This window comes from Bacteroidota bacterium (assembly GCA_035506275.1).
Lineage (GTDB): Bacteria > Bacteroidota > Ignavibacteria > UBA10030 > UBA8401 > JAGVPT01.
The window spans coordinates 106,529-127,253 of sequence record DATJPT010000004.1; the positions used below are offsets into that span (position 1 = coordinate 106,529).

At 53.8% G+C, this 20,725-nt stretch carries 18 protein-coding genes; all 18 read left to right on the forward strand.

Annotated features, from left to right (window positions below):
- The first annotated feature begins 113 nt into the window (after positions 1-113).
- The gene (murD, locus tag VMF88_02820; protein ID HTY09984.1) at positions 114-1,508 is read left to right on the forward strand and encodes a UDP-N-acetylmuramoyl-L-alanine--D-glutamate ligase; all 1,395 of its coding nucleotides are present in this window, start codon (positions 114-116) and stop codon (positions 1,506-1,508) included.
- Complete coding sequence (locus VMF88_02825) at positions 1,509-2,687, forward strand: putative peptidoglycan glycosyltransferase FtsW (GenBank protein ID HTY09985.1); 1,179 nt, start codon at positions 1,509-1,511, stop codon at positions 2,685-2,687.
- Positions 2,688-2,710: 23 nt separating this feature from the next.
- Positions 2,711-3,814: an undecaprenyldiphospho-muramoylpentapeptide beta-N-acetylglucosaminyltransferase gene (gene murG, locus VMF88_02830; protein HTY09986.1), complete on the forward strand. Its 1,104-nt coding sequence runs from the start codon at positions 2,711-2,713 to the stop codon at positions 3,812-3,814.
- Between the two features lie 20 nt (positions 3,815-3,834).
- Positions 3,835-4,329 carry a hypothetical protein gene (locus tag VMF88_02835; GenBank protein HTY09987.1) on the forward strand — a complete coding sequence of 165 codons (495 nt, stop codon included), beginning with the start codon at positions 3,835-3,837 and terminating at the stop codon, positions 4,327-4,329.
- A gap of 29 nt (positions 4,330-4,358) precedes the next feature.
- Positions 4,359-5,744, forward strand: coding sequence for a UDP-N-acetylmuramate--L-alanine ligase (gene murC, locus VMF88_02840; protein ID HTY09988.1), 1,386 nt, complete (start codon positions 4,359-4,361; stop codon positions 5,742-5,744).
- 40 nt (positions 5,745-5,784) lie between these two features.
- Positions 5,785-6,705, forward strand: a complete 921-nt coding sequence (murB, locus tag VMF88_02845) for a UDP-N-acetylmuramate dehydrogenase (protein ID HTY09989.1) — start codon at positions 5,785-5,787, stop codon at positions 6,703-6,705.
- A complete protein-coding gene (locus VMF88_02850; GenBank protein ID HTY09990.1) occupies positions 6,702-7,517 on the forward strand; it encodes an FtsQ-type POTRA domain-containing protein in 816 nt (271 codons plus the stop codon). The genes murB and VMF88_02850 overlap by 4 nt, the downstream gene beginning before the upstream one ends.
- Before the next feature lie 34 nt (positions 7,518-7,551).
- Positions 7,552-8,790 (forward strand): cell division protein FtsA, encoded by a 1,239-nt coding sequence (gene ftsA / locus VMF88_02855; GenBank protein HTY09991.1) that lies wholly within the window; start codon positions 7,552-7,554, stop codon positions 8,788-8,790.
- A gap of 164 nt (positions 8,791-8,954) precedes the next feature.
- Complete coding sequence (gene ftsZ, locus VMF88_02860; GenBank protein HTY09992.1) at positions 8,955-10,130, forward strand: cell division protein FtsZ; 1,176 nt, start codon at positions 8,955-8,957, stop codon at positions 10,128-10,130.
- A 125-nt stretch (positions 10,131-10,255) separates the two neighbouring features.
- The gene (locus VMF88_02865; protein HTY09993.1) at positions 10,256-10,927 is read left to right on the forward strand and encodes a DUF4159 domain-containing protein; all 672 of its coding nucleotides are present in this window, start codon (positions 10,256-10,258) and stop codon (positions 10,925-10,927) included.
- A gap of 33 nt (positions 10,928-10,960) precedes the next feature.
- Positions 10,961-14,413, forward strand: coding sequence for a DUF4175 family protein (locus VMF88_02870; protein ID HTY09994.1), 3,453 nt, complete (start codon positions 10,961-10,963; stop codon positions 14,411-14,413).
- Between the two features lie 158 nt (positions 14,414-14,571).
- A complete protein-coding gene (locus VMF88_02875) occupies positions 14,572-15,315 on the forward strand; it encodes an acyl-CoA desaturase (GenBank protein ID HTY09995.1) in 744 nt (247 codons plus the stop codon).
- Between the two features lie 47 nt (positions 15,316-15,362).
- Positions 15,363-15,758 carry a VOC family protein gene (locus VMF88_02880; GenBank protein ID HTY09996.1) on the forward strand — a complete coding sequence of 132 codons (396 nt, stop codon included), beginning with the start codon at positions 15,363-15,365 and terminating at the stop codon, positions 15,756-15,758.
- 344 nt (positions 15,759-16,102) lie between these two features.
- Positions 16,103-18,058: a tetratricopeptide repeat protein gene (locus VMF88_02885; GenBank protein ID HTY09997.1), complete on the forward strand. Its 1,956-nt coding sequence runs from the start codon at positions 16,103-16,105 to the stop codon at positions 18,056-18,058.
- A gap of 120 nt (positions 18,059-18,178) precedes the next feature.
- Positions 18,179-18,736 (forward strand): carbonic anhydrase, encoded by a 558-nt coding sequence (locus VMF88_02890; GenBank protein ID HTY09998.1) that lies wholly within the window; start codon positions 18,179-18,181, stop codon positions 18,734-18,736.
- Positions 18,737-18,807: 71 nt separating this feature from the next.
- Positions 18,808-19,485, forward strand: a complete 678-nt coding sequence (locus tag VMF88_02895) for a DUF998 domain-containing protein (GenBank protein HTY09999.1) — start codon at positions 18,808-18,810, stop codon at positions 19,483-19,485.
- A gap of 58 nt (positions 19,486-19,543) precedes the next feature.
- Positions 19,544-20,032: a YdeI/OmpD-associated family protein gene (locus tag VMF88_02900; protein ID HTY10000.1), complete on the forward strand. Its 489-nt coding sequence runs from the start codon at positions 19,544-19,546 to the stop codon at positions 20,030-20,032.
- A gap of 367 nt (positions 20,033-20,399) precedes the next feature.
- On the forward strand, positions 20,400-20,725 hold a 326-nt coding region (locus tag VMF88_02905), incomplete at its 3' end, for a TM2 domain-containing protein (GenBank protein HTY10001.1).

The following is a 20,725-nucleotide window of genomic DNA, read 5'->3' on the forward strand; positions in this document are numbered from 1 at the left end:
ACGCTGATGCCGCGTCGCGCAGATCAGCGGCGAAAATATCCAATAAATTCACTGATGAAAGAATCTGAGACATCTGCAATCAGCGTACCATCAGCGTCATCTGAGCGATCACTATGGAAATATCGAAGCTGCGTTCAAAACAAATATCGGTCATCGGGGCCGCACGCAGCGGTGTCGGAGTAGCGCGGTTGCTCACGCAGAACGGCGCGCGCGTGTTCGTCAGCGACGCCGGGGACGCAACGAAGCTGGCGAAGAACATTGCAGAGCTGAAGAAGGAAAATATCTCGTACGAAGCCGGTAGCCATTCCGGGCGAGTTTTTGATTGTTCATTGATGGTCCTAAGTCCGGGAGTGCCGAGTGATGCTCCCGTTGTCCTCGAAGCGAAAAAGCGCGGCATCGACGTTGTCAGCGAGCTGGAAGTCGCAAGCTGGTTTTGTAAGGCTCCGATTGTTGCCATTACCGGCAGCAACGGCAAAACGACAACAACCACACTGCTGGGAAGGATCTTCAGCGATGCAAAGAAAAAACATGCTGTTGCGGGCAACATTGGCGAGGCATTCTCAAATATCGTTCTGGCTCTGGCTGAGACAGATGTTGCTGTTTTGGAGGTGAGCAGTTTTCAGCTCGACCATATCGGGTCGTTTCACCCGAGGATCTCGGTCATCCTCAACATTACGCGGAATCACATGGACCGGTACGGGAATTCGATGGAACAATATGCGGATTCGAAAGCGCGGATCTTCATGAACCAGACCGCGGACGACCTCCTCATCTATAACCAGGACGACGAGCTGACAACGGGTAAGGCCAAAAATGCAAAATGCCGGACGCTGGCGTTCAGCACGGCAACAAAGGTGAACGAGGGAGCATTCGTCGATCATGGTCTTTTGAAAACACAAATGAACGGCAAGGGGCGGGATATCATCAACACTTCAGAGATCAGCATACGCGGAGAGCATAATCTGCAGAATGCAATGGCCGCGACGCTTGCAGCCCAGGCGATGGGAGTCGGCCCGGCGTACATCCGTTCTACGCTGAGAAATTTTAAAGGGGTCGAGCACCGGCAGGAATTTGTCCGGGAAATGAACGGCATTCGATACGTGAACGATTCCAAAGCGACGACAGTGGAAGCCGTCCTCAGAGCGCTCAGCGCTTTTTCGGAGCCGATCGTTTTGATCCTCGGCGGAAAAGACAAGGGAAACGACTACTCGACAATGGCCGATGCGGTCAAAAAGAAGGTCAGAGCGATCGTGGCCGTCGGATATTCGGCGGAGAAAATAGTCAAAAATTTTGAGAAAGTGGTCCCTGTAGAGCGCGTTGATACGATCGGAAATGAAATCCCAAACGTCGTTTCAATGGAACGGACGATCGAGGTGGCGACGGCGCTCGCCCGCCGCGGCGACGTGGTTCTCCTTTCCCCCGCCTGCACTTCGTTCGATTGGTTCACGGATTACGAGGAGCGGGGACGTGTTTTTAAGTCGGCAGTACTTTCGCTACGATCGCATTAGATGGCAGCACAGCGCAACCATATCGACAGGGTCGTTCTCATCGTCGTCCTCTTTTTGATGGTGGCGAGCACGGTCGTGGTGTACAGCGCGTCGTCGACGTGGGCGCTCCAAAAATATGGAGCGACGAACGGGCTGGTGAACAAGCACATCATCAAAGTGCTGGTCGGTCTCGCGACGATGTTTGTGGCGATGAGCGTCGACTATAAATATTACAAGAAGCTGACGAAGGTTGCGCTCATTGCGTGCGTAGTGCTTTTGTTCTTTACGCTTGCCGTCGGCGGTGAAATAAAAGGGGCATCGCGATGGCTCAGTCTCGGAGGGTTCAATCTTCAGCCCTCGGAGGCGGCGAAGTTTGCGCTCGTGTTTCATCTGAGCGTGCTGCTGGCGACGAAAGGGACGAAGATCCATGATTTCAAAACAGGGTTTCTCCCGTTGATGCTTTGGATCGGGGGCGTCGTCACGCTTGTCATGCTTCAGCCGAATTTCAGCACCGGCGCGATGATCTTCCTGCTTGGTATGGTGATGATCTTCACCGGCGGCGCGCGGCTCAAGCATATCGTTCTATCGATGTCGGCCCTGATCCCCGCTGTGCTCGTGTATATGGTGAGCGCAGAATACCGGATGCGGCGCATCCTCTCATTTATCGGGCATGAAAGCGGCACCGCGGCGCCCAGTAAAGCGAACTATCAATTGTGGCAGGGAATTATCGGTTTCGGCAACGGCGGATTGTTCGGCGTCGGCATGGGAGCGAGCAAACAGCGCGATCTCTTTTTGCCCGAATCGTACGGAGATTTTGTTTTCTCCATCGTCGGCGAGGAATACGGGCTCATCGGCACCATTATTTTTATGGCGCTGTTCCTGACGATCCTTTTGCGCGGGTTCAAAATCGCCAAGAATGCCCCCGACGATTTCGGAAAATATCTTGCGATCGGCATCACCTCAACGATCGTTGTTTATGCGCTCGGCAACGCGCTCGTGACGCTCGGCGTTTTTCCGACGACCGGACTGCCGATGCCCTTCGTCAGTTACGGCGGGTCGGCCATCGTCTTCTCATCATTTGCGATGGGCGTACTGTTGAATATTTCCGCCCATACGGACCTGCATCCGCGGCAGGCGAAGGAGGCGGCGATGCCGCCTTCCGTTGAAACCAACGAACCGGCAGTCGGGAAAGTGTATTGAGAGGATGATTTGGAAACCAGCATATGTCCGATAAGCCGAGACCGGATTCAGTTCTTTTCGCTGCCGGCGGAACCGGCGGACATCTTTTTCCCGCGATCGCGATCGCGGAGGAAATAAAAAAAATACGCCCCGATGCTCGCATTGATTTTGCCGGCACAAGAAATAAGATCGAAGCGCGGGTCGTTCCAGAAAAAGGATTTGCGTTTCACACGATCTGGATCAGCGGATTCCATCGCCGGCTGACGGTCGAGAACCTGCTCCTCCCGGTCAAAATCGTCGTTGCATTGTTTCAGTCGTTCTTTCTCATTCGGAAATTAGCACCGACCGTTGTCGTCGGCACCGGAGGCTACATTTGCTGGCCGGTACTTACCTTGGCATCGTGGATGAAGATTCCGACCGTCGTTCATGAAAGCAACAGTTATCCCGGGATGGCGACGCGGGCCTTGGCGCCAAGGGTTTCAAAGGTCTTCCTGACATTCGAAGCGACGACGCAATGGCTGCCGAAACTCGACGCATCCAAGATCGAGCTTGTGGGAACTCCGACCCGGGAATCGCTCGGAACGGTATCACGCGAAGAGGGGGCAAGATTTTTCAATCTTCATCCCGGGAAGAAAACCCTTCTGGTGTTCGGAGGGAGCCTTGGCGCCGCGGCGATCAATTCAGCGGTGGAAAAGATCGCCGGAGAGCTGTCAGTTTCGGATATCCAAATAATCTGGCAGACCGGCGAAAAAGATCTTCAGCGGTATGAAGCGAAAAGATCTTCCACCGTCTGGATCGGAAAATTTATCGATAGAATGGAATGTGCATATGCGGCGGCCGATGCGGTCCTTTGCCGCTCGGGCGCGACGACGCTCGCCGAGCTGACGCGGCTCGGGAAAGCGGCTATCCTGGCGCCGTATCCGCAGGCGGCGGCGAACCATCAGGAGTTCAACGCGCAAGCTCTCGTCGATGCCGGCGCGGCAGTCATGATCAAAGATGATGAGCTGCAGATCAAAGCGCTCCCGGCTATCAAAGAAATTCTTTTGAATGCTGGAATACAAAAAACGATGGCCGAAAACAGCTTACGCCTGGGAAGACCGGAAGCCGGAAAGGATATTGCGATGAAAGTGCTAGCATTACGTTCCTGAATATCGAAAATAAAAAGGCAATGCCCCCGAAAGAATTCAAATACAAACTCGACTTTTATTACCAACAGGCGCTGATTTACCTGGTGACGCTCATTCTGTACGCGGGAGTAAAAGGCAGCTTTATCGAAAACGAGTTCACGCTCGTGTTCAGGGACCCGATTCTTTATATCATCGGTTTTTTCGTTGTGATTGCCTTTGTCACGCTCTCGCTCAATAAAATGCGGGACCGAAAGCTTATCGTTGAGCAGGATTCGATCGTCTTCCAGCATAAGTTCACAAAAAGAGAGATCCTGTTCTCAGAGATTGAATGGTTCCATATCGGACGCGAACGGAGCGTGCAGACGGCCGGGAGATTCCAGGTGATCGTGTTCAAAGTTCACGGCCGGCGGCGATTGTACAGGATCCGCGTCGGAAGGTACGAACGGCAAAAGGAATTGATCGCGGAAATGGAACGCGTCGCCTCGAAGGTCCCGAAAGGGGAACGGTCGAGGTTCAGAGTGAGAAGCAAGACGTAAGCAAGGACCAAGGACCATTTAATGAGGTTATGTTCAGTTCAATAAAGAAAATTCATTTTGTCGGCATCGGCGGCATCGGCATGAGCGGCATTGCGGAAATACTGATGGACCAGGGATTCAGCGTGAGCGGGTCGGACAGGTCGCTGAGCGAGGTGACGGAGCATCTCCAGTCGCTCGGCGCGAAGATCTTTGAAGGACACAAGGCGGAAAATCTCTCGGCGGACGTCGATACGCTGGTGTATTCATCCGCCGTTGCGCCGGAGAACCCCGAGCTTGTCGAAGCGGGACGGCGGAAAATTCCGATCGTCCGCCGCGCGGAAATGCTTGCCGAGGTCATGCGGCTGAAATACGGCATCGGCATCGCGGGAACGCACGGCAAGACGACAACGACATCCATGGTGAGCCTCGTGCTGCTGGAAGGGGGATTCGACCCGACGGTCATCGTGGGGGGAAAATTAAGCGGGCTTGGCGGGACGAACGCGCGCCTGGGCAAAGGAGATTTTATCGTCGTCGAAGCGGATGAATTCGACCGTTCGTTCCTCTCGATCACTCCAACGGTCGCTGTTTTAACGACGCTTGAGACGGACCACCTTGACTGCTATCGCGACCTCGAGGACATCAAAGGGGCGTTCATCCAGTTTGCAAACAAGGTCCCCTTTTACGGCTTCATCGTTCTTTGCCTTGACGAGCCTGCGCTGCAGGACATTATGCCGCAGATCAGCAAGAAGAAGCTCTTCACGTACGGACTGACGCCGCAGGCAGACATCCAGGCGATCGACATTCATCATAAAGAAAATACCAGCACGTTCACCGTCGCGCGCGGCTTCGAGGACCTTGGACAGATCACGCTGCAGATACCGGGAAATCACAACATCCAGAACGCGCTTGCCGCGATCGCTGTCGGATTGCAGCTTGGAGTCCCGTTTTCGAAGGTGAAGGCCGGGATTGAAAAATTCACTGGAGTCTACCGCCGATGGGAAAAGAAAGGCGAGGCGAACGGAATCACCGTTTATGACGATTATGCGCATCATCCGACGGAATGCAGAGCGACGCTTTCCGGAGTGAAAGCCGGATGGCGAAGAAGAGTGGTGTGCGTGTTCCAGCCGCATCTCTATTCGCGCACGCGGGATTTTTACGAGGAATTCGGCAAGGCGTTTCTCCTCGCCGACATGCTGGTGGTGACCGACGTTTATCCGGCGCGCGAAGAGCCGATCCAGGGCGTCACTGGCGAATTGATCGCCAACGCCGCCAAACAGTTCGGGCACAAAGATGTCCACTATGTTCAGGACAAAAAGCAGCTGCCGGGATACCTGAAAAAGAATACGCGTTCCGGAGACATCATCGTGACGATGGGCGCCGGCGATATCTGGAAGTACGGTGAAGAACTTTTGAAACAATTAAAAATGAAGAATTAGAAACCTGGCACGCAACTTTTTAATTCTTGACTATTGACAAATGGTCTCAGTCGAAGACATACGGAAAGTTTTTCGCGGACATGTAGCCGTTGCAGAGCCGCTCGGAAAGTACACATCGTTCCGGATCGGCGGCCCCGCGGATTTCTATCTCGAGCCGGTCGACAAGTTCGACCTGATCGAGATCATCCGCTTTTTCAAAAAATTCGACTATCGGTTTATGATCATCGGAAAGGGTTCCAACCTCCTCATCAGCGACAACGGGTTTCGAGGAGCGGCGATCAATCTTGAAGAGGGATTGGGTTCCGTCAGCATCGAGCGCAACATCATTACGGCCGACGCCGGCGTCCGGCTGAGCAAGTTCGTCGACTTTTGCATTCAGCATGAGAAAGCGGGCGTGGAAATGCTCGCCGGAATTCCCGGTACGATCGGCGGGGCGGTGATCATGAACGCCGGGGCGTACGGCGGAGAGATTTCCGACCACCTTGCCGAGGTGGAAATTTACCGGGACGATGCCATCCAGAAAATTCGAAAAGCGGAGGCCGGGTTTTCATACCGGCGCTCGGGCTTTGCACGGGACGTGGTGCTGAACGCATCCTTCGCCCTGCCGGAGGGAAATTTAGCGGAACTCGTCAAGCGGCGCCGGGAACTGCTCTTGAAACGGAATCAATCGCAGCCCTTGAACCTGCCGAATTCGGGAAGCATGTTCAAGAATCCGCAGGGAACGTTTGCGGCGAAGTTGGTCGAAGAGGCCGGGTTGAAAGGGAAAAGAATCGGCGAAGCGCAAATTTCCGACAAACACGGAAATTTCATTGTGAACCACGGAAATGCAACGGCACGCAACGTTTTCGACCTGGTACGGCTCGCGCAGAAAAAAGTGTTCGAGCAGACCGGAATCAAGCTTGAGCTCGAGGTCAAATTGATCGGCTTTGAGGAAGAAGAGATCACCGAGGCGGCTGCATGAGTGAAGAAGGCAATATCGAGCAGACGGCAGTTCCGGCGCACGGAAAGAAAGTGTACGGAGTGTTCGCGTTGCTCACTCTTACGGGGCTTGTCATGTGGTTCGGGACGATGCAATGGAAGGAACATCTCACCGTCAGCGGCATCATCGTCGAAGGCGAGCATATCGTCACACAGGAAGAGGTGGTCTCCCTTGCACACGTTTCTCTGAAGACCAAAATGTACGACGTCGATCTCCTCTCGATAAAGAAAAATATCGAGCAAAATCATTTTGTGAAGAACGTGATCGTGTCGAGAGACGCACCGGGAACGATACGAATTGCGGTGGAAGAACGGACTCCGATCGCGCTTCTCGCTCTTCCGGGAAAGGCCGAAATGCTGTATATCGATGAAGAAGGCTACGTTCTTCCACACGTTTCATCCCAGGCGATCTTCGACCTTCCCGTCATCAGCGGCATCGATTCGCTGGCGGATGTTGCCGTCGGGCAGCGCACGACGCATACCGACGTGCTCGGGGCTCTGGACGCTCTGGAAACCGCGCAGCGGGTCGGGAGCGAGCTGTTCCGCCTCATCTCGGAGGTCCGGATTCACAGCGGCCACGATATGGTGCTCTATTCAGCCGATACGGGAGTGCCGATCATTTTCGGGCGGGGCGATGCGGCGAAGAAAATGGTGAAGCTCGATGCGTTTTGGAAAAAATTCGTCGCAGAGCAGAGCTCGCAGGATATCCGGTACATCGATATCCGTTTTGACGACCAGGTCGTTGTGTCGTCGGCAAAAGCAACGGATGCTCATTCTATAAAAAAATCGTCATAGCAAGCAGGATTCATTCGAAGAAAAAGGAAGCAGCATGGAAAATATTTACGTTGGATTGGACATCGGTACAACAAAGGTTTGCGCGATCGTCGCATCGTTGAGCGAGAACAACGAGGTGAACATCCTCGGGATCGGCAAGAGCAAGTCCGAGGGACTGACGCGCGGAGTCATCACGCATATTGAAAAAACGATCGCATCGATCCAGGCGGCCGTGCGCGAAGCGGAGCTTCAGTCCGGCGCCAAGATCCAGACGGTCGTTGCGGGGATCGCGGGAGACCACGTGCAGAGCTTTCAGAGCCGGGGCGTCATCGCCATCAGCGGTCCGGAGCAGGAGATCACGCAGGCAGACGTCGACCGCCTCATCGAGGACACAAAAAAGGTGGCATTGCCGTCCGACAGAAAGATCATCCATGTCATACCGCAGGAGTTTATCGTCGATGGACAGGATGGTGTTTACGACCCGGTCGGGATGTCCGGCGTCCGGATGGAAGCGAACGTGCATATCATCACCGGTCTCGTGTCTGCCGCCCAGAATATTTTGAAGTGCGTTCAGCGCGCCGGTGTGTCGGTGAGCGACATCGTCCTTGAACCGATCGCGTCGAGCGACGCCGTTCTTGATAAGGAGGAAAAAGAGGTCGGCGTGGCGCTTGTCGACATCGGCGGTGGGACGACCGACCTCGCGGTGTTCGAAGACCGCACGATCCGCCATACCGCGGTCATCGGCATCGCCGGAAAAAAAGTGACCGACGATATCCGCCGCGGCCTTGGAATTCTTTCCGACCAGGCCGAACAGTTGAAGATCACGCACGGCCACGCGCATCTGCCTTCGATCATGGAGAACGCGCCGATCACGGTTCCGGGCATCGGCGGGCGCCCGCCGCTCGACATCGACCAGCGCCTTCTATGCCAGATCATTCAGCCGCGCATGGAAGAAATTCTGGAGATCGCGGCGATGGAGATCAAACGCTCGGGGTATCAAAAGCATCTGTCGGCGGGAGTCGTGCTGACCGGAGGAGGGTCTCTTATCAAAGGGACGGCCGACCTGGCCCGCGACGTTCTCGGCATGCCCGTCAAGATCGGCATCCCCCAGGGATTCCGCGGCGGCCTTGTCCGTGAAATTGAAAATCCGATGTACGCGACGGGCGTCGGCCTTGTCCACCACGCCATCAAGCATCGTCAGCGGCCGAATATTGAGAATATCCGGGGAACGAAGATGGACGGAAAATTCCCGACGATTTTCAAGAGGATGAAGGGATGGTTTGATGAGTTGTGATCAAGAAGACAGAATGCAGAAGTCAGGATACCGAATACGAGCGGCCTTTGAATTCTGTCTCCTGTAATCTGTATTGCCTAACAATGATTGCGAAAAACCTTAGACCGAGAAAACACTGAAATTATTATCACACACACATCACTCACTAAACACAAAGGAGTACCATGATAGAACTTGACAACCCCAAAGACGGCGGCGCGAAGATCCGTGTAGTGGGAGTTGGCGGAGGCGGGAGCAACGCGATCGTCAGCATGATTGACAAGGGCCTCAGCGGCGTTGACTTTATTTGCATCAACACCGACACCCAGGCCCTTGAGCGGACGAACGCCCCGAACAAAATTCAGATCGGAAAGAACCTTACCCGCGGACTTGGAGCCGGCGCAGACCCCAGTATCGGCCACCGCGCGGCTGAGGAAGACCGCGAAGAAATTGCGCGCGCGCTCGCCGGCAGCGACATGGTATTTATCACCGCCGGCATGGGAGGCGGCACCGGCACCGGCGGCGGTCCCGTCGTCGCGAACATTGCGAAGAGCCTTGGCGCGCTCGTCGTCGGCATCGTCACGAAGCCGTTCAACTGCGAGGGGAAGAAGCGATTGACGCAGGCGGAGTACGGTCTCGAAGAGCTGAAAAAGCAGGTCGATACGCTGATCGTCATTCCGAATCAAAAACTTCTTTCGATCGTTGAAAAAACAACGCCGCTCGAGGAAGCGTTCGAGATCTGCAACCGCGTCCTGCATAATGCCACGCGCGGAATTTCGGAGTTGATCACCGTTCCCGGTCTCATCAACCTCGACTTTGCCGACGTCCGCACGATCATGCGGGAAATGGGCGATGCGCTGATGGGGTCGGGCGTTGCGACGGGAGAGAACAGAGCGGTCGAAGCGGCGAACGCGGCGATCTCCAGCCCGCTGCTCGAAGGCGTCTCGATCGCCGGCGCGCAGGGGGTGCTTGTCAATATCACCGGCGGAAAGAACCTTTCGCTTGTTGAGGTCGACGAAGCGACGAGCATTATTCACGAGGCGGCCGGCGACGATGCGAACGTGATTCTCGGCGCCGTGATCGACGAGTCGATGACCGAAGAATTGATGGTCACGGTCATTGCGACCGGCTTCAACAGAAAAGCCTCGGCAACGGCACGCCCTTCGAAAAATGTCCGCGTGCTCGATCACATTCCAACCGGAGTGCAGGATCTGAAAAAGATGGATGAACCGGCGTACATCCGCAAAGGGTTCCAGATTCCGACGCCGGCCATGCCGGTCACTGAGCCCCGCTTCACGCAGCCGGCAGCGGACCGCGGTGACACCGACAAGCCCGCGTTCCTGCGAAAAATCATGGATTGATGTCGGTGTGAGTGATGTGTGAGCGTCCCGTCCGGCTGAACGAGCCGGGCGGGACGTTTATGTTTATGAGCAATGGTGTGCCGTTCTTTCTTGCTTCTCCCCTCCTGTTTCTCTAAATTTTCTTCATGCGAAAGGTGATCGTCATCTCCGTATTTGCGCTTGTCCTTATTGATGCCGCCGGCTCCCAGCCCAAACGGATTGAATCTCAATTCCGCATCGGACGCTTGAAGTATTCGGGGGGAGGGGATTGGTATAATGATCCTTCGGGAGAGGTGAACCTGCTGAATTTTGCGAAGCAGTACACCGGCATTGACGTCGATCCTCAATATGAATTCACCGAGATTTCCGACGATAAATTTTTTTCATACCCGTTCATCTTCATGACGGGACACGGTGGGATCCTCTTCTCCGATTACGAGGTCCAACGCCTTCGTACCTATCTTGAGCACGGCGGCTTTCTCTACGCCGACGACGACTATGGAATGGACAAAGCGTTCCGCAGAGAGATCAAGAAGGTCTTTCCCGAAGAGAATCTTGTTGAGCTGCCGTTTTCGTACGGTTTGTATCATTGCGTGTTCGATTTCCCCAACGGCGTCCCGAAAACCCATGAGCACAACGGCAAGCCGCCGCAGGGATTCGGGATTTTCTATAAGGGCCGGCTTGTTGTCTACTATACGTACGAATCAAACCCGAGCGATGGATGGGCAGACCCGGACGTTCACAAAGACCCGGAGGAGAAACGGCAGGAAGCGCTCCGGTTCGGGACAAATCTGCTTTTCTGGGTCCTGACGCAATAAGGTAACGTATTGGGTATGAGCGGTGAAGCTGGTATGAACGAAACAGAGATCAAAAGCACTCCGATCTACGCGGAAATGCGCCGGCGGTTGGCAAAGGTCCGCTCGCGCATCTATAAAGAGAGGATCTTTCGGGGAATACTTCGTTCGGCAATCTTTGCCTTCTGGTTGATCGCCGGCTTCTCCGCGAATGAGGCGCTCTCTCATGGAGATCCCCTTTTCAGGACATCGATCATCGTCCTTGGATCGACCGCTCTTCTTCTTTGTGCCGGCTTGTTCATCCTCGAACCGCTACTGCGATGGAAAAATGTTTTGAAGAGCATTTCTGAAAAAGAAGTCGCGGCGCTCGTCGGCACAGCGTTCCCCGAAATTAAGGACAGATTATGGAACATTCTTGACATCTTTAATGAGCACGATGCCAAGAAGAGCGCTGCGCCCGGTTTTCATCCAGACTATTCGCCGGAACTCATTGATGCATCGTTCGGCGATCTGCAGAAAGCAGCGGCTCAGCTTTCTTTCACCGATGTTGTTTCGTTCAACCAGGTTCGAAAAGCGGGAAGGTATCTTGCTGTCGTTGCCGTTTTCACGATCATCCTCTTTCTTATTCCTCAGTTTGATCTCCTGCCTTCGGCAAATCGGCTTGTACACTTCCGGACTGAATTCAGCCAGCCCGCTGCCTTCACGTTCCTGGTCCGCCCGGGAAACGCGGAAATCGTCAGAGGGGAATCGGTGCCGGTAGCGATCTCGCTCATCGAGAATGCGGAAGCGGCAGGGCCGATCCGCCGCTCCATGCCGAAAAAGATCACCCTTTCCATTCGGCAGACCGGCATCTCCTCAGAAGACAGGGTAGACGTTCAGTCCGACTCTGCGGGACAATTCCATTACATACTTTCTTCGCTCAGACAGTCTGCGGAATATTCTGCTGAGGCGGAAGGCATTCACAGTTCACGCTATACCATCAGCGTGATCGACCGGCCGGTGGTCAGATCGCTCATCGTGCATCTGACCCCTCCCTCGTACTCGCGTCTTCCCGAGCAGGCGCTGGACGATAATGCCGGCGATGTAACGGCGCTTCCCGGAACGCTGATCCGCTGGCATATTACGCCGAATAAGCCGTTGGACCGGGGAACGCTCATCTTCAGAGATGGAAATGAGGTGCGCCTGCAGCCTCGGGACGGCGCCTATTCAGGTCAACTGATTCTTCACCGCGAAGGTTCTTATCATGTCCTCCTCGAAGACAGCGAGGGTTTCACCAATGCTGATCCGATAGAATATAGACTTACTGAAACGCCGGACCAGGCGCCTACCGTTTCGATCACGTATCCCGGCAAGAACATCGACGTTGTCGATAAAATGGAATTGCCTCTGCGGCTCAACATCCATGACGATTTCGGCTTCACTGCGCTCAACCTCAAGTATCGTCTGGTCCACTCGCGGTATGAAAAGCCTGATACAAGCTACACAGCCGTTTCCATTCCTCTTCCCGACGGGGAAAAGCAATCGGCCGATGCCGAAGTCGGTTTCCAATGGGATCTGTCGCCGATGGGATTGGTTCCGGAGGATGTTGTGGAATACCGAGCCGAAGTTTTCGACAACGACAATATTTCCGGCCCTAAAAAGGGGGTCAGTGAAACCTACCTGCTTAGGCTTCCCTCTCTCGACGAAGTGTTCGCGGATGCAGACAAGAATCAGGACGAGGCTATCGAAAAGCTCGACCAGTCGCTCGGCGAAGAACAGGATCTGAAAAAGGAGCTGAACGAAATTTCTCAAGAGATGAAAAAAAATCAGCCCCTCGATTGGCAGAAACAGAAAAAGGCCGAGGAGACGCTGAAGCGGTACCAGGAACTGACAAAGAAAATTGATGACATCAGCAGATCGCTCGACACGACGGCGCAGACGATGCAGAAGAATCATATCCTCTCGAACGAGACGCTTCAAAAATACTCGGAACTGCAGCAATTGCTCCAGCAGATCGACTCCCCCGAATTTCAGCAGGCGATGAAGCGAATGCAGGACGCGATGCAGAACGTCTCGCCGGAGCAGCTGCGGCAGGCGATGCAGCAGGTGCAGTTTTCGGAGGAAGCATTCCGCCAAAGCATCGAGAGAACGATGGAACTGCTCAAAAGGATCCAGGTCGAGCAAAAAATGGACGAGATGGTGAAGCGGTCAACCGAGATGGAGAAGCAGCAGGAAAGCCTTGAGCGCGAGACGGCGGAAGATTCGACATCCGGAAAACAAACGGAAGAACTTGCGCGAAAGCAGGACGACATCGGCAAGCAGCTGGCAGAGATGCAAAAGCAGCTCGAAGAGCTTCGGAAGAAGATGGAGGAATTCCCCGAGGATATGCCGATGAAAGCCCTTGAGAAAGCCGAAGAAGCCGCACGCGACAGCGCACTGCAGAAGGCGATGGAGCAAAGTGCGGATCAGCTTCGCCGCCGGCAGCAGCAGCGTGCGATGCAGGAGCAGGAAAAAGCGGCCAAAGCATTGCAGGAAATGGCACAGCGGATGTCAGAGATGCAGGAACAGATGTTGAGCAACGAAACCAACGAAGCAGTGAACACGCTGCGGAAAGCAATGCAGGATATGCTCGATATTTCACAGCGCCAGGAGGATCTGAAGAATCAAACGAAAGGCTTCTCTCCCAACTCGGAACAGTTCCGTGAAAACGCGGAAAAACAGCTCGGCTTGCAGAGCGACCTCGCGAACGTCGCCAACAGCTTAGTCGGCTTGAGTCAGAAATCATTTGCCGTGACGCCGGAAATGGGAAAAGCCGTCGGACAGGCGATGGGGGAAATGTCGCAGTCGATGAACGGGCTCGAGCAGCGCAACGGGCAGTTCTCGAGTTCGGCGCAGGCCGAAGCAATGACGTCGCTGAACAAAGCCGCCACGCTTACCCAGTCGGCGATGGACGCGATTCAGCAGGGGGGACAGGGGGGAGGAGCCGGCGCCTCGCTCCTGCAACAGCTTCGGCGGATGGCAGGAGAGCAGCAAAGCATCAACGCCCAGACAGAGCAGCTGTCATCCGGAAAAGGATTTTCGCAGGAACAGCTTCAGGCGATGGGACGGCTGGCAAATCAACAGGACGCGGTCCGAAAATCGCTCGAGCAGCTCAATAAAGAAGCGCGGGAAAGCCAGGACAAGAACAGGATCCTGGGGGACCTTCAGCGAATCGCCGACGACATGAAGGAAGTCGTCGAGAACCTGCAGCAGAACAACGTCAACCCGAACACCCTCCGGCAGCAGCAGCGAATTTTGTCGCGCATGCTCGACGCGCAAACCTCGATGCGAGAGCGGGACTATGAGCAGCGGCGCACGTCGGCCGCCGGAGTAACGCCCGTTCGCCGGAGTCCGGCCGAAATTCAGGACCAGCCGGAACAGAACGGTCTCCGTCAGGATCTCCTGAAAGCAATGGAAGAAGGGTACTCGAAAGACTATCAGGATCTGATCCGCAAGTACTACGAAGCGTTGGACAAGTCACGGGGAAACTAATCGAAGAAATTTCCGGTTATATTCGTATTCGCTCAACACGGTTCCGTCCTTCGTAACATTCAAACGCTCTCCCCGATTAAAGAAATCTTGTCAGGGAAAAGGAATGCCATGGTTTGCAAGGGAGCGCATTTTATCACCATATCTCGCTGAGGCCTTTCATGGTTATTGTTGTCTTTTTCGTCGCCCATTGGTTCTTGTCGTTGTTTTGCCAGACCTTCTTTTTGCACCGTTACGCGGCGCACAAAATGTTCACGATGTCGAAATTCTGGGAGAGGACATTTTATGTGACGACCTTTATCACGCAGGGATCGTCCTTCCTTAACCCGCGGGCTTACGCGATCATGCACAGGATGCACCACGCGTACAGCGACACCGAGAAGGATCCGCACTCGCCCTATTACTTTCGCAGCATGTTCAGAATGATGTGGAGAACGAAGGATATCTATCTTGATTATCTGCTCCACCGGGTTGAACCGGAAAAAGGGTTCGATAAAAACATCCCCGAATGGAAGGCCTTCGACAGATTTGCAGATACGTGGACGGTGCGGTATGCATGGGTCGCGTTTTACATCGCCTTTTACATTCTCTTTGCACCGAGTGCCTGGTTCTACCTTCTCCTTCCGTTCCACTTCATCATGGGACCGATCCATGGAGGGATCGTCAACTGGTGCGGACACAAATACGGCTACGTGAATTTCAGGGACACCGGAGATAGATCCCGAAATTCGCTTCCGTTTGACTTCCTCACGCTCGGCGAGCTTTTTCAAAACAATCATCACAAATTTCCGAGCAGAACAAATTTTGCGGTGCGTTTTTTTGAGATCGATCCGACGTATCCCCTGATCAAGGTGTTAAGCTGGATGCGAGTGATTCGGTTCAGCAAATCGACGGAAGCCGCGTAGCGTCGGCGAATTCGGCTTTTTATTAACACGATAACCAAGGAGCAGCGATGGGTAAAAAGATGGGCAAGGATACAAATGCACTGAATTGGTTTGAAATTCCGGCAGCAGACATCAAAAGGGCGACAAAATTCTACGAGAGCATCTTTGAGATCTCGCTGACGCAGGGGGGAGCGGGGGACATGAAGATGGCGATGTTTCCGGCGGACGGCACAAACGGGGCTGTCGGGGGCTCGCTCGTTCAAAGCAAAATGCACACGCCGAGCGGATCCGGGTCCATTATCTATCTGAACGCCAACCCTGATTTGCAGCTTGTGCTCAATCGTATCGAGAAAGCCGGCGGCAAAGTCACGATGCCGAAGACGCTCATCGACAAGCAGACCGGTTACATGGCATTCTTCAAGGACTCGGAAGGCAACACTGTTGCGCTTCATTCCAACGAATAATGAAGAGCATTTTTCTATGATGAACTTGCCGAAACATGATGCATGGTAGCGTTTTTTTTTGCTTTGAAAAGTATAGAGTCGGGCTGTCCACCCCGCTCCCGCCAAAAAGCGCGGAGTCGAAGGGCCGCACAGCGTCTTGCAGGCCGGCTCCGGACATCTTTTGAAAAGACACCGCCGCCTGATGTATCTTCAAGTTGCATTTGGAAAAAATTTTGAAGAGTTTTATACCGTCGGGTACCAGACCATACTCATTGATGATTACGAGTTCGTGAACTCAACTGTACCGTCTGCCGAGGATGTACTCCCGCGCGATGTCAACCTTTCCGTTTGCATAGGCCTTTCCAATGTCGACTTCAGAGCAACCCATTCCTGACCAATCGGAAGACCGGCTTGTCTTTCCGGTCATATATTTTTTTGTCGGGGCTTTTGTCGCAGCAGACCTCTGGTCCGCATTTCAGCCGACCGCCTGGAATTGGGGGTTCCATTCCCTGGCATTCTACGGCATTGAAGTGCGGTTCATTGTTTGCGCCTTGATGCTCGGTGTCATGATCCCGCAGGTTCAGTTTTTCCTGGTCGACCTTCTTCGTTCGTTTGCGGAATGGGAAAGCTCGTGGCGGCCGGTACTCAGACTGCTCCTCGGAATGGCATTCATTGCCGTTCTCATTTTCCTCTTCATCCGCTTTCGCGCGGCGACATATTTTCTCGGCGACGGTTATCTCCGGCTGCGGAGCCTGAAGGTCCCGGAGAACATGGACAACCTCAACCTGACCGGCTTTGTCCGCGAGCCGCTCGTCGGCTTCTTCATCTTCCAATTGAGCCGGCTCTTCGAGTTCTTTGAAAGTGTTTCACCCGCCGAGGATGCTTATCTGTGGCTCAGCGTGCTGTCGGGTGCCTGTTTTACATTTATCGCCTGGAAAGGCATACGGTTATTCGTCGAAGAGGAAACCGATAGGATCCTGATCTTATTTTTGTTCCTGGCATCGGGAGTGAGCATGCTCTTTTTCGGCTCCGTCGAGAACTACGCCCCCGGTTACGCCGGAATTTTCCTCTTTCTTCTTCTCGGCGCCGGATATTTGAAGGAAAGAATTTCGCTCTATTGGGCCGTCACCGCATACGGATTTCTGTTATCGATGAACTTAGGCGCGGCGGCTTTCATCCCGGCCCTTCTCTATCTTGTCTATATCGCCGTCCGCCGCGGAGCGGCCGCGGAAGCGTTCGGAGCGTTACTTCTTTCAGGTGTCGTCTTCATTGCCGCTCTCGCCGTTTCAGGATATTCCTACGCTTTTTTACGGCAAGTTGTACACGATGCCGCAGCCAACATACTTCCTGTCGGCGGTCCGGCCGGAAAGCAGCAGCCATACACATTATTCGCTCTGAGTCATGCTGCGGATGTTGCTGATCTGCTGGTGTTGGCCGTTCCCGCCGGCATCGTCCTTCTCGTCGCTGCGGTCGCGGTGGCGCTGAAAAAACGGCATCCGCTGGAAACGTCTGAAAGGTTCCTCCTACTTGCAGCAGGGTGCGGTGTTGTATTCATCGTCGCAGTGACCTGTCCGCTCGGCATGAGCAGGGATTGGGGTATTCCGGCGCCGTTCAGCGTTGGCATCCCCGCAGCGGCCGTTGCTCTGTGGGTGTCGGTGGTAGATAATAGAGAAACAAGGCACCGCGCGCTGCTGATACTGGGCGTGGTCGCACTGCTGCAGACGGGCGCATGGATCACGCTCAATGCAGATGTTCGGCGATCGGTGGCTCGGTTTGAAACACTTGAAGATAAAAAACTCTGGGATGTTCAGGCGTGTCTCGATGCATACGAGGAGCTTGCGGTGTACCATCGCGACCACAGGGAATTTATTCAAGCGGCAGCATGCTATGAAAAGTATGTCGCGCTCGATTCCACGAACGGACGGATATGGCTCAACTGCGCCAAGGTAGAAGTGGCAGCGGGAAATATCGGCAAGGCGATCGATGCGTACAAAGCGCTTGTCCGGCTCCAACCCACCAACCCGGATTTTTTCTCGTCGCTTGGCGTGTTCCTCGCTCAGGCGGGACGATTTGAAGAAGCGCTCTTCGATTTTCAGCAGGCAGAACAATTATCTCCCGGCTCAGCAAAGATCAAAAACGATATTGGAGCTATTTTTGCCAACCAAAAGCAGTATTCGAAAGCCCTCCCGTATTTTCTCCAAGCGATAAAGCTCGATCCGAATTTTCAGGGAGGGTATCTCAACACGGCGGCATGCTATGCGGCGCTCGGCAACAATGCTAAAGCGCAGGAATACAAAATGAAAGCAGGAAAGCGACCGTAAACAGCTATCAATTAACGATCTTCAATTTACCATGAATTTCTTTTCCCGGTATTGATTAAGGGAAAAACAACCGTTACTTTGTTGGGCATGTTTTCGATTGAATTAAATAGTGGAAGTTGAATGCATAGACTAGCGGCAATAACGTCCAGAGAAGATATTCCCCCCCAGTACCGCGATACCCCGGTCGGGCTTCTGTTGGAATACCACAACCTTGAGCGAAATTTTGAGCAGTATTCCAGCGCCCAGCTTTTGATCGGCATGTGTATGGATAACCGCAAGCATCTCCACATCCCCGATAATTTTGCGTTCATCATCCGAACGGGGGGCGCGAACCTGCGGTACAGCGAGTTCAAGGTCTCGTATGCGATCGCCGTCGGCGGTGTACGGTGCATCGCGCTGATCGGCCATACGCAATGCGGCATGGTCAACCTGATCGCGCGCAAAGAGCAGTTCGTCCAGGGCCTGGTGAATGCCGCCGGCTGGCAGCAGCAATCGGCGGAGGAGCATTTCTTCCACTTTGCACCGATGTTCGAGATCGGCAACGAAGTCGATTTCATTCTCAGCGAAGTGAAACGGCTCCGGCTCCGGTATCCGAAAATCGTTATCGCCCCGCTGATGTACCGTGTCGAGGACAACCGCCTCTATCTCATCCAGGAAAATCCGGAGACCAAAAGTTAACCGGCACACCGCAAAACACACCACGACAGGAGCGATACCGTTCCTCAAAAAAATGATGGTGACAATCTGCCATGGCCTTTAGATTATCGACAAACCGGGAAAGAAGTCTGATCGTTTCGTATTTAGCGATGAGAAGATTGATCGGAATTCTCGGCATTCTGCTCCCCATTGTCGTGGTCTTCGGAGGGTTCACCCAGGGAGAGCCGACACTCCAGGGATCGATCAGCGGTTATTACTATACCAACATGCGCGATTTTTTTGTGGGGATCTTGAGCGGTGTTGCGCTGTTCCTCATCTCCTACAAAGGTTATGAAAGGATCGACGACATCGTTGTTAACATGAGCGGAGTGTTTGCGATGGGGATGATCCTTTTTCCAACCGCAATGTATTCCGGGAGGACCGTACGCGTCGGCATTTTTCTTATCGATGACGGCGTTTCGGGAACGATCCACCTCATTTTCGGAACGTTGTTCTTCCTCGCTCTTTCATACAATTCAATATTCCTGTTCACACGGCGGCACCCCGGCGTGATGGGGAAGGAGAAGAAACGAAGGAATATGATCTATCGCGCTTGCGGCATCGTCATGCTTCTTGCCATTCTCTTTATCACCATCTATACGTTGTTTCTCCGGGAGACGTTTCTTGCCTCAAGCAACCCCGTCCTGATCCTCGAGTCTGTAGCCCTTCTGGCCTTTGGCGTGTCATGGCTGGTAAAAGGAAATACATTGTTCAAAGACAAACCAGTGTAACTTCTGCGCCGGTTCCACGTCAACCCTCTTAGACCACAAGCGCGATCTCTTTAATTCAATGAAATCGTTCTCCGATACCATTCGCATCATCGGCGTCAATCCCTATGTCGAGGTCCCTGCGAAAATTTTATCGGCATTATTCAAAAAGGCCGGTAAAACAACGGGCCCACTCCCCGTAACGGGGAAGTTGAATGGCCATCGCTTCATCCAAACGATCGTGAAGTACCGGGGGAAGCACAGATTGTACCTTAACACGCCGATGCGGAAAGCGGCGGGGATCGATGTGGGGGACCGGGCAAACGTTGAACTTGAGTTTGACGGCAGGCCGCGCATTATTCCGATCCATCCGAAATTCAAGCGGGCGCTTGCAAAGAACAGAAAAGCGCATCGGACGTTTCAACGGCTCCCCCCGCACCGGAAGAAGGAAATTCTTCGTTACATTAATTTTCTAAAAACGGCGAAATCGGTCGACCGGGTCGTTTCCAGGATGGTGAAGCAGCTCGCCGGCTTAAGGACGGGAGGATTCAATTTTGTTGTGCGGCGGTGACAGGAATCAGGGGGCATTGGATGTTTTATTCTTTTCGCTCCCAACATTTCAAAGGACCCCGCCACCTGAACTTCGGCAGTGTTACAGGGTGAGAATTCCCCCTCTCGCTCCCGAACGCCGTCTGGGAACTGTGTCGGTAACTTGTCCTTCGGCTGAAGATCTTCACTCCGTTCCCGATCGGAGATTGGGAACGAGAGGACCTTTGCCCAAACGCTTCGAATGTGGAACAGCACCTAAACTTCCGATTGCTTTTTCTTCTACCGATTGTTAAGTTTCGGGGGTTTATTTCATAAAAAGGGATCGGCTCCACTCACAAGCCGGGGAAACCTCACCGGGCCCAGCCATCAATCATCGAAAGGATATTTCTATGGACCAGCAAAAGATCGACATGTACATGATGATGTCCTCGAAGTATTTTGAAGGATACCAGCTGAACGCCATCCGCGAAAAATTGTCGAAGCTCGACGATTCAAGGCTCCTTCAGGTACAAGGGGCCAACCTGAAGGATCCGACAACGATGCTCATTGTTTCGCTCATCGGCGGACACTTCGGCATCGACCGGTTCATGCTCGGCGAGATCGGCCTCGGCATCGCAAAATTGATCACGTGCGGCGGGCTCGGCATCTGGACGATCGTTGATTGGTTCCTCATCCTCGGAAAAACGCGCGAACATAATTTGAACCGTATTCTGCA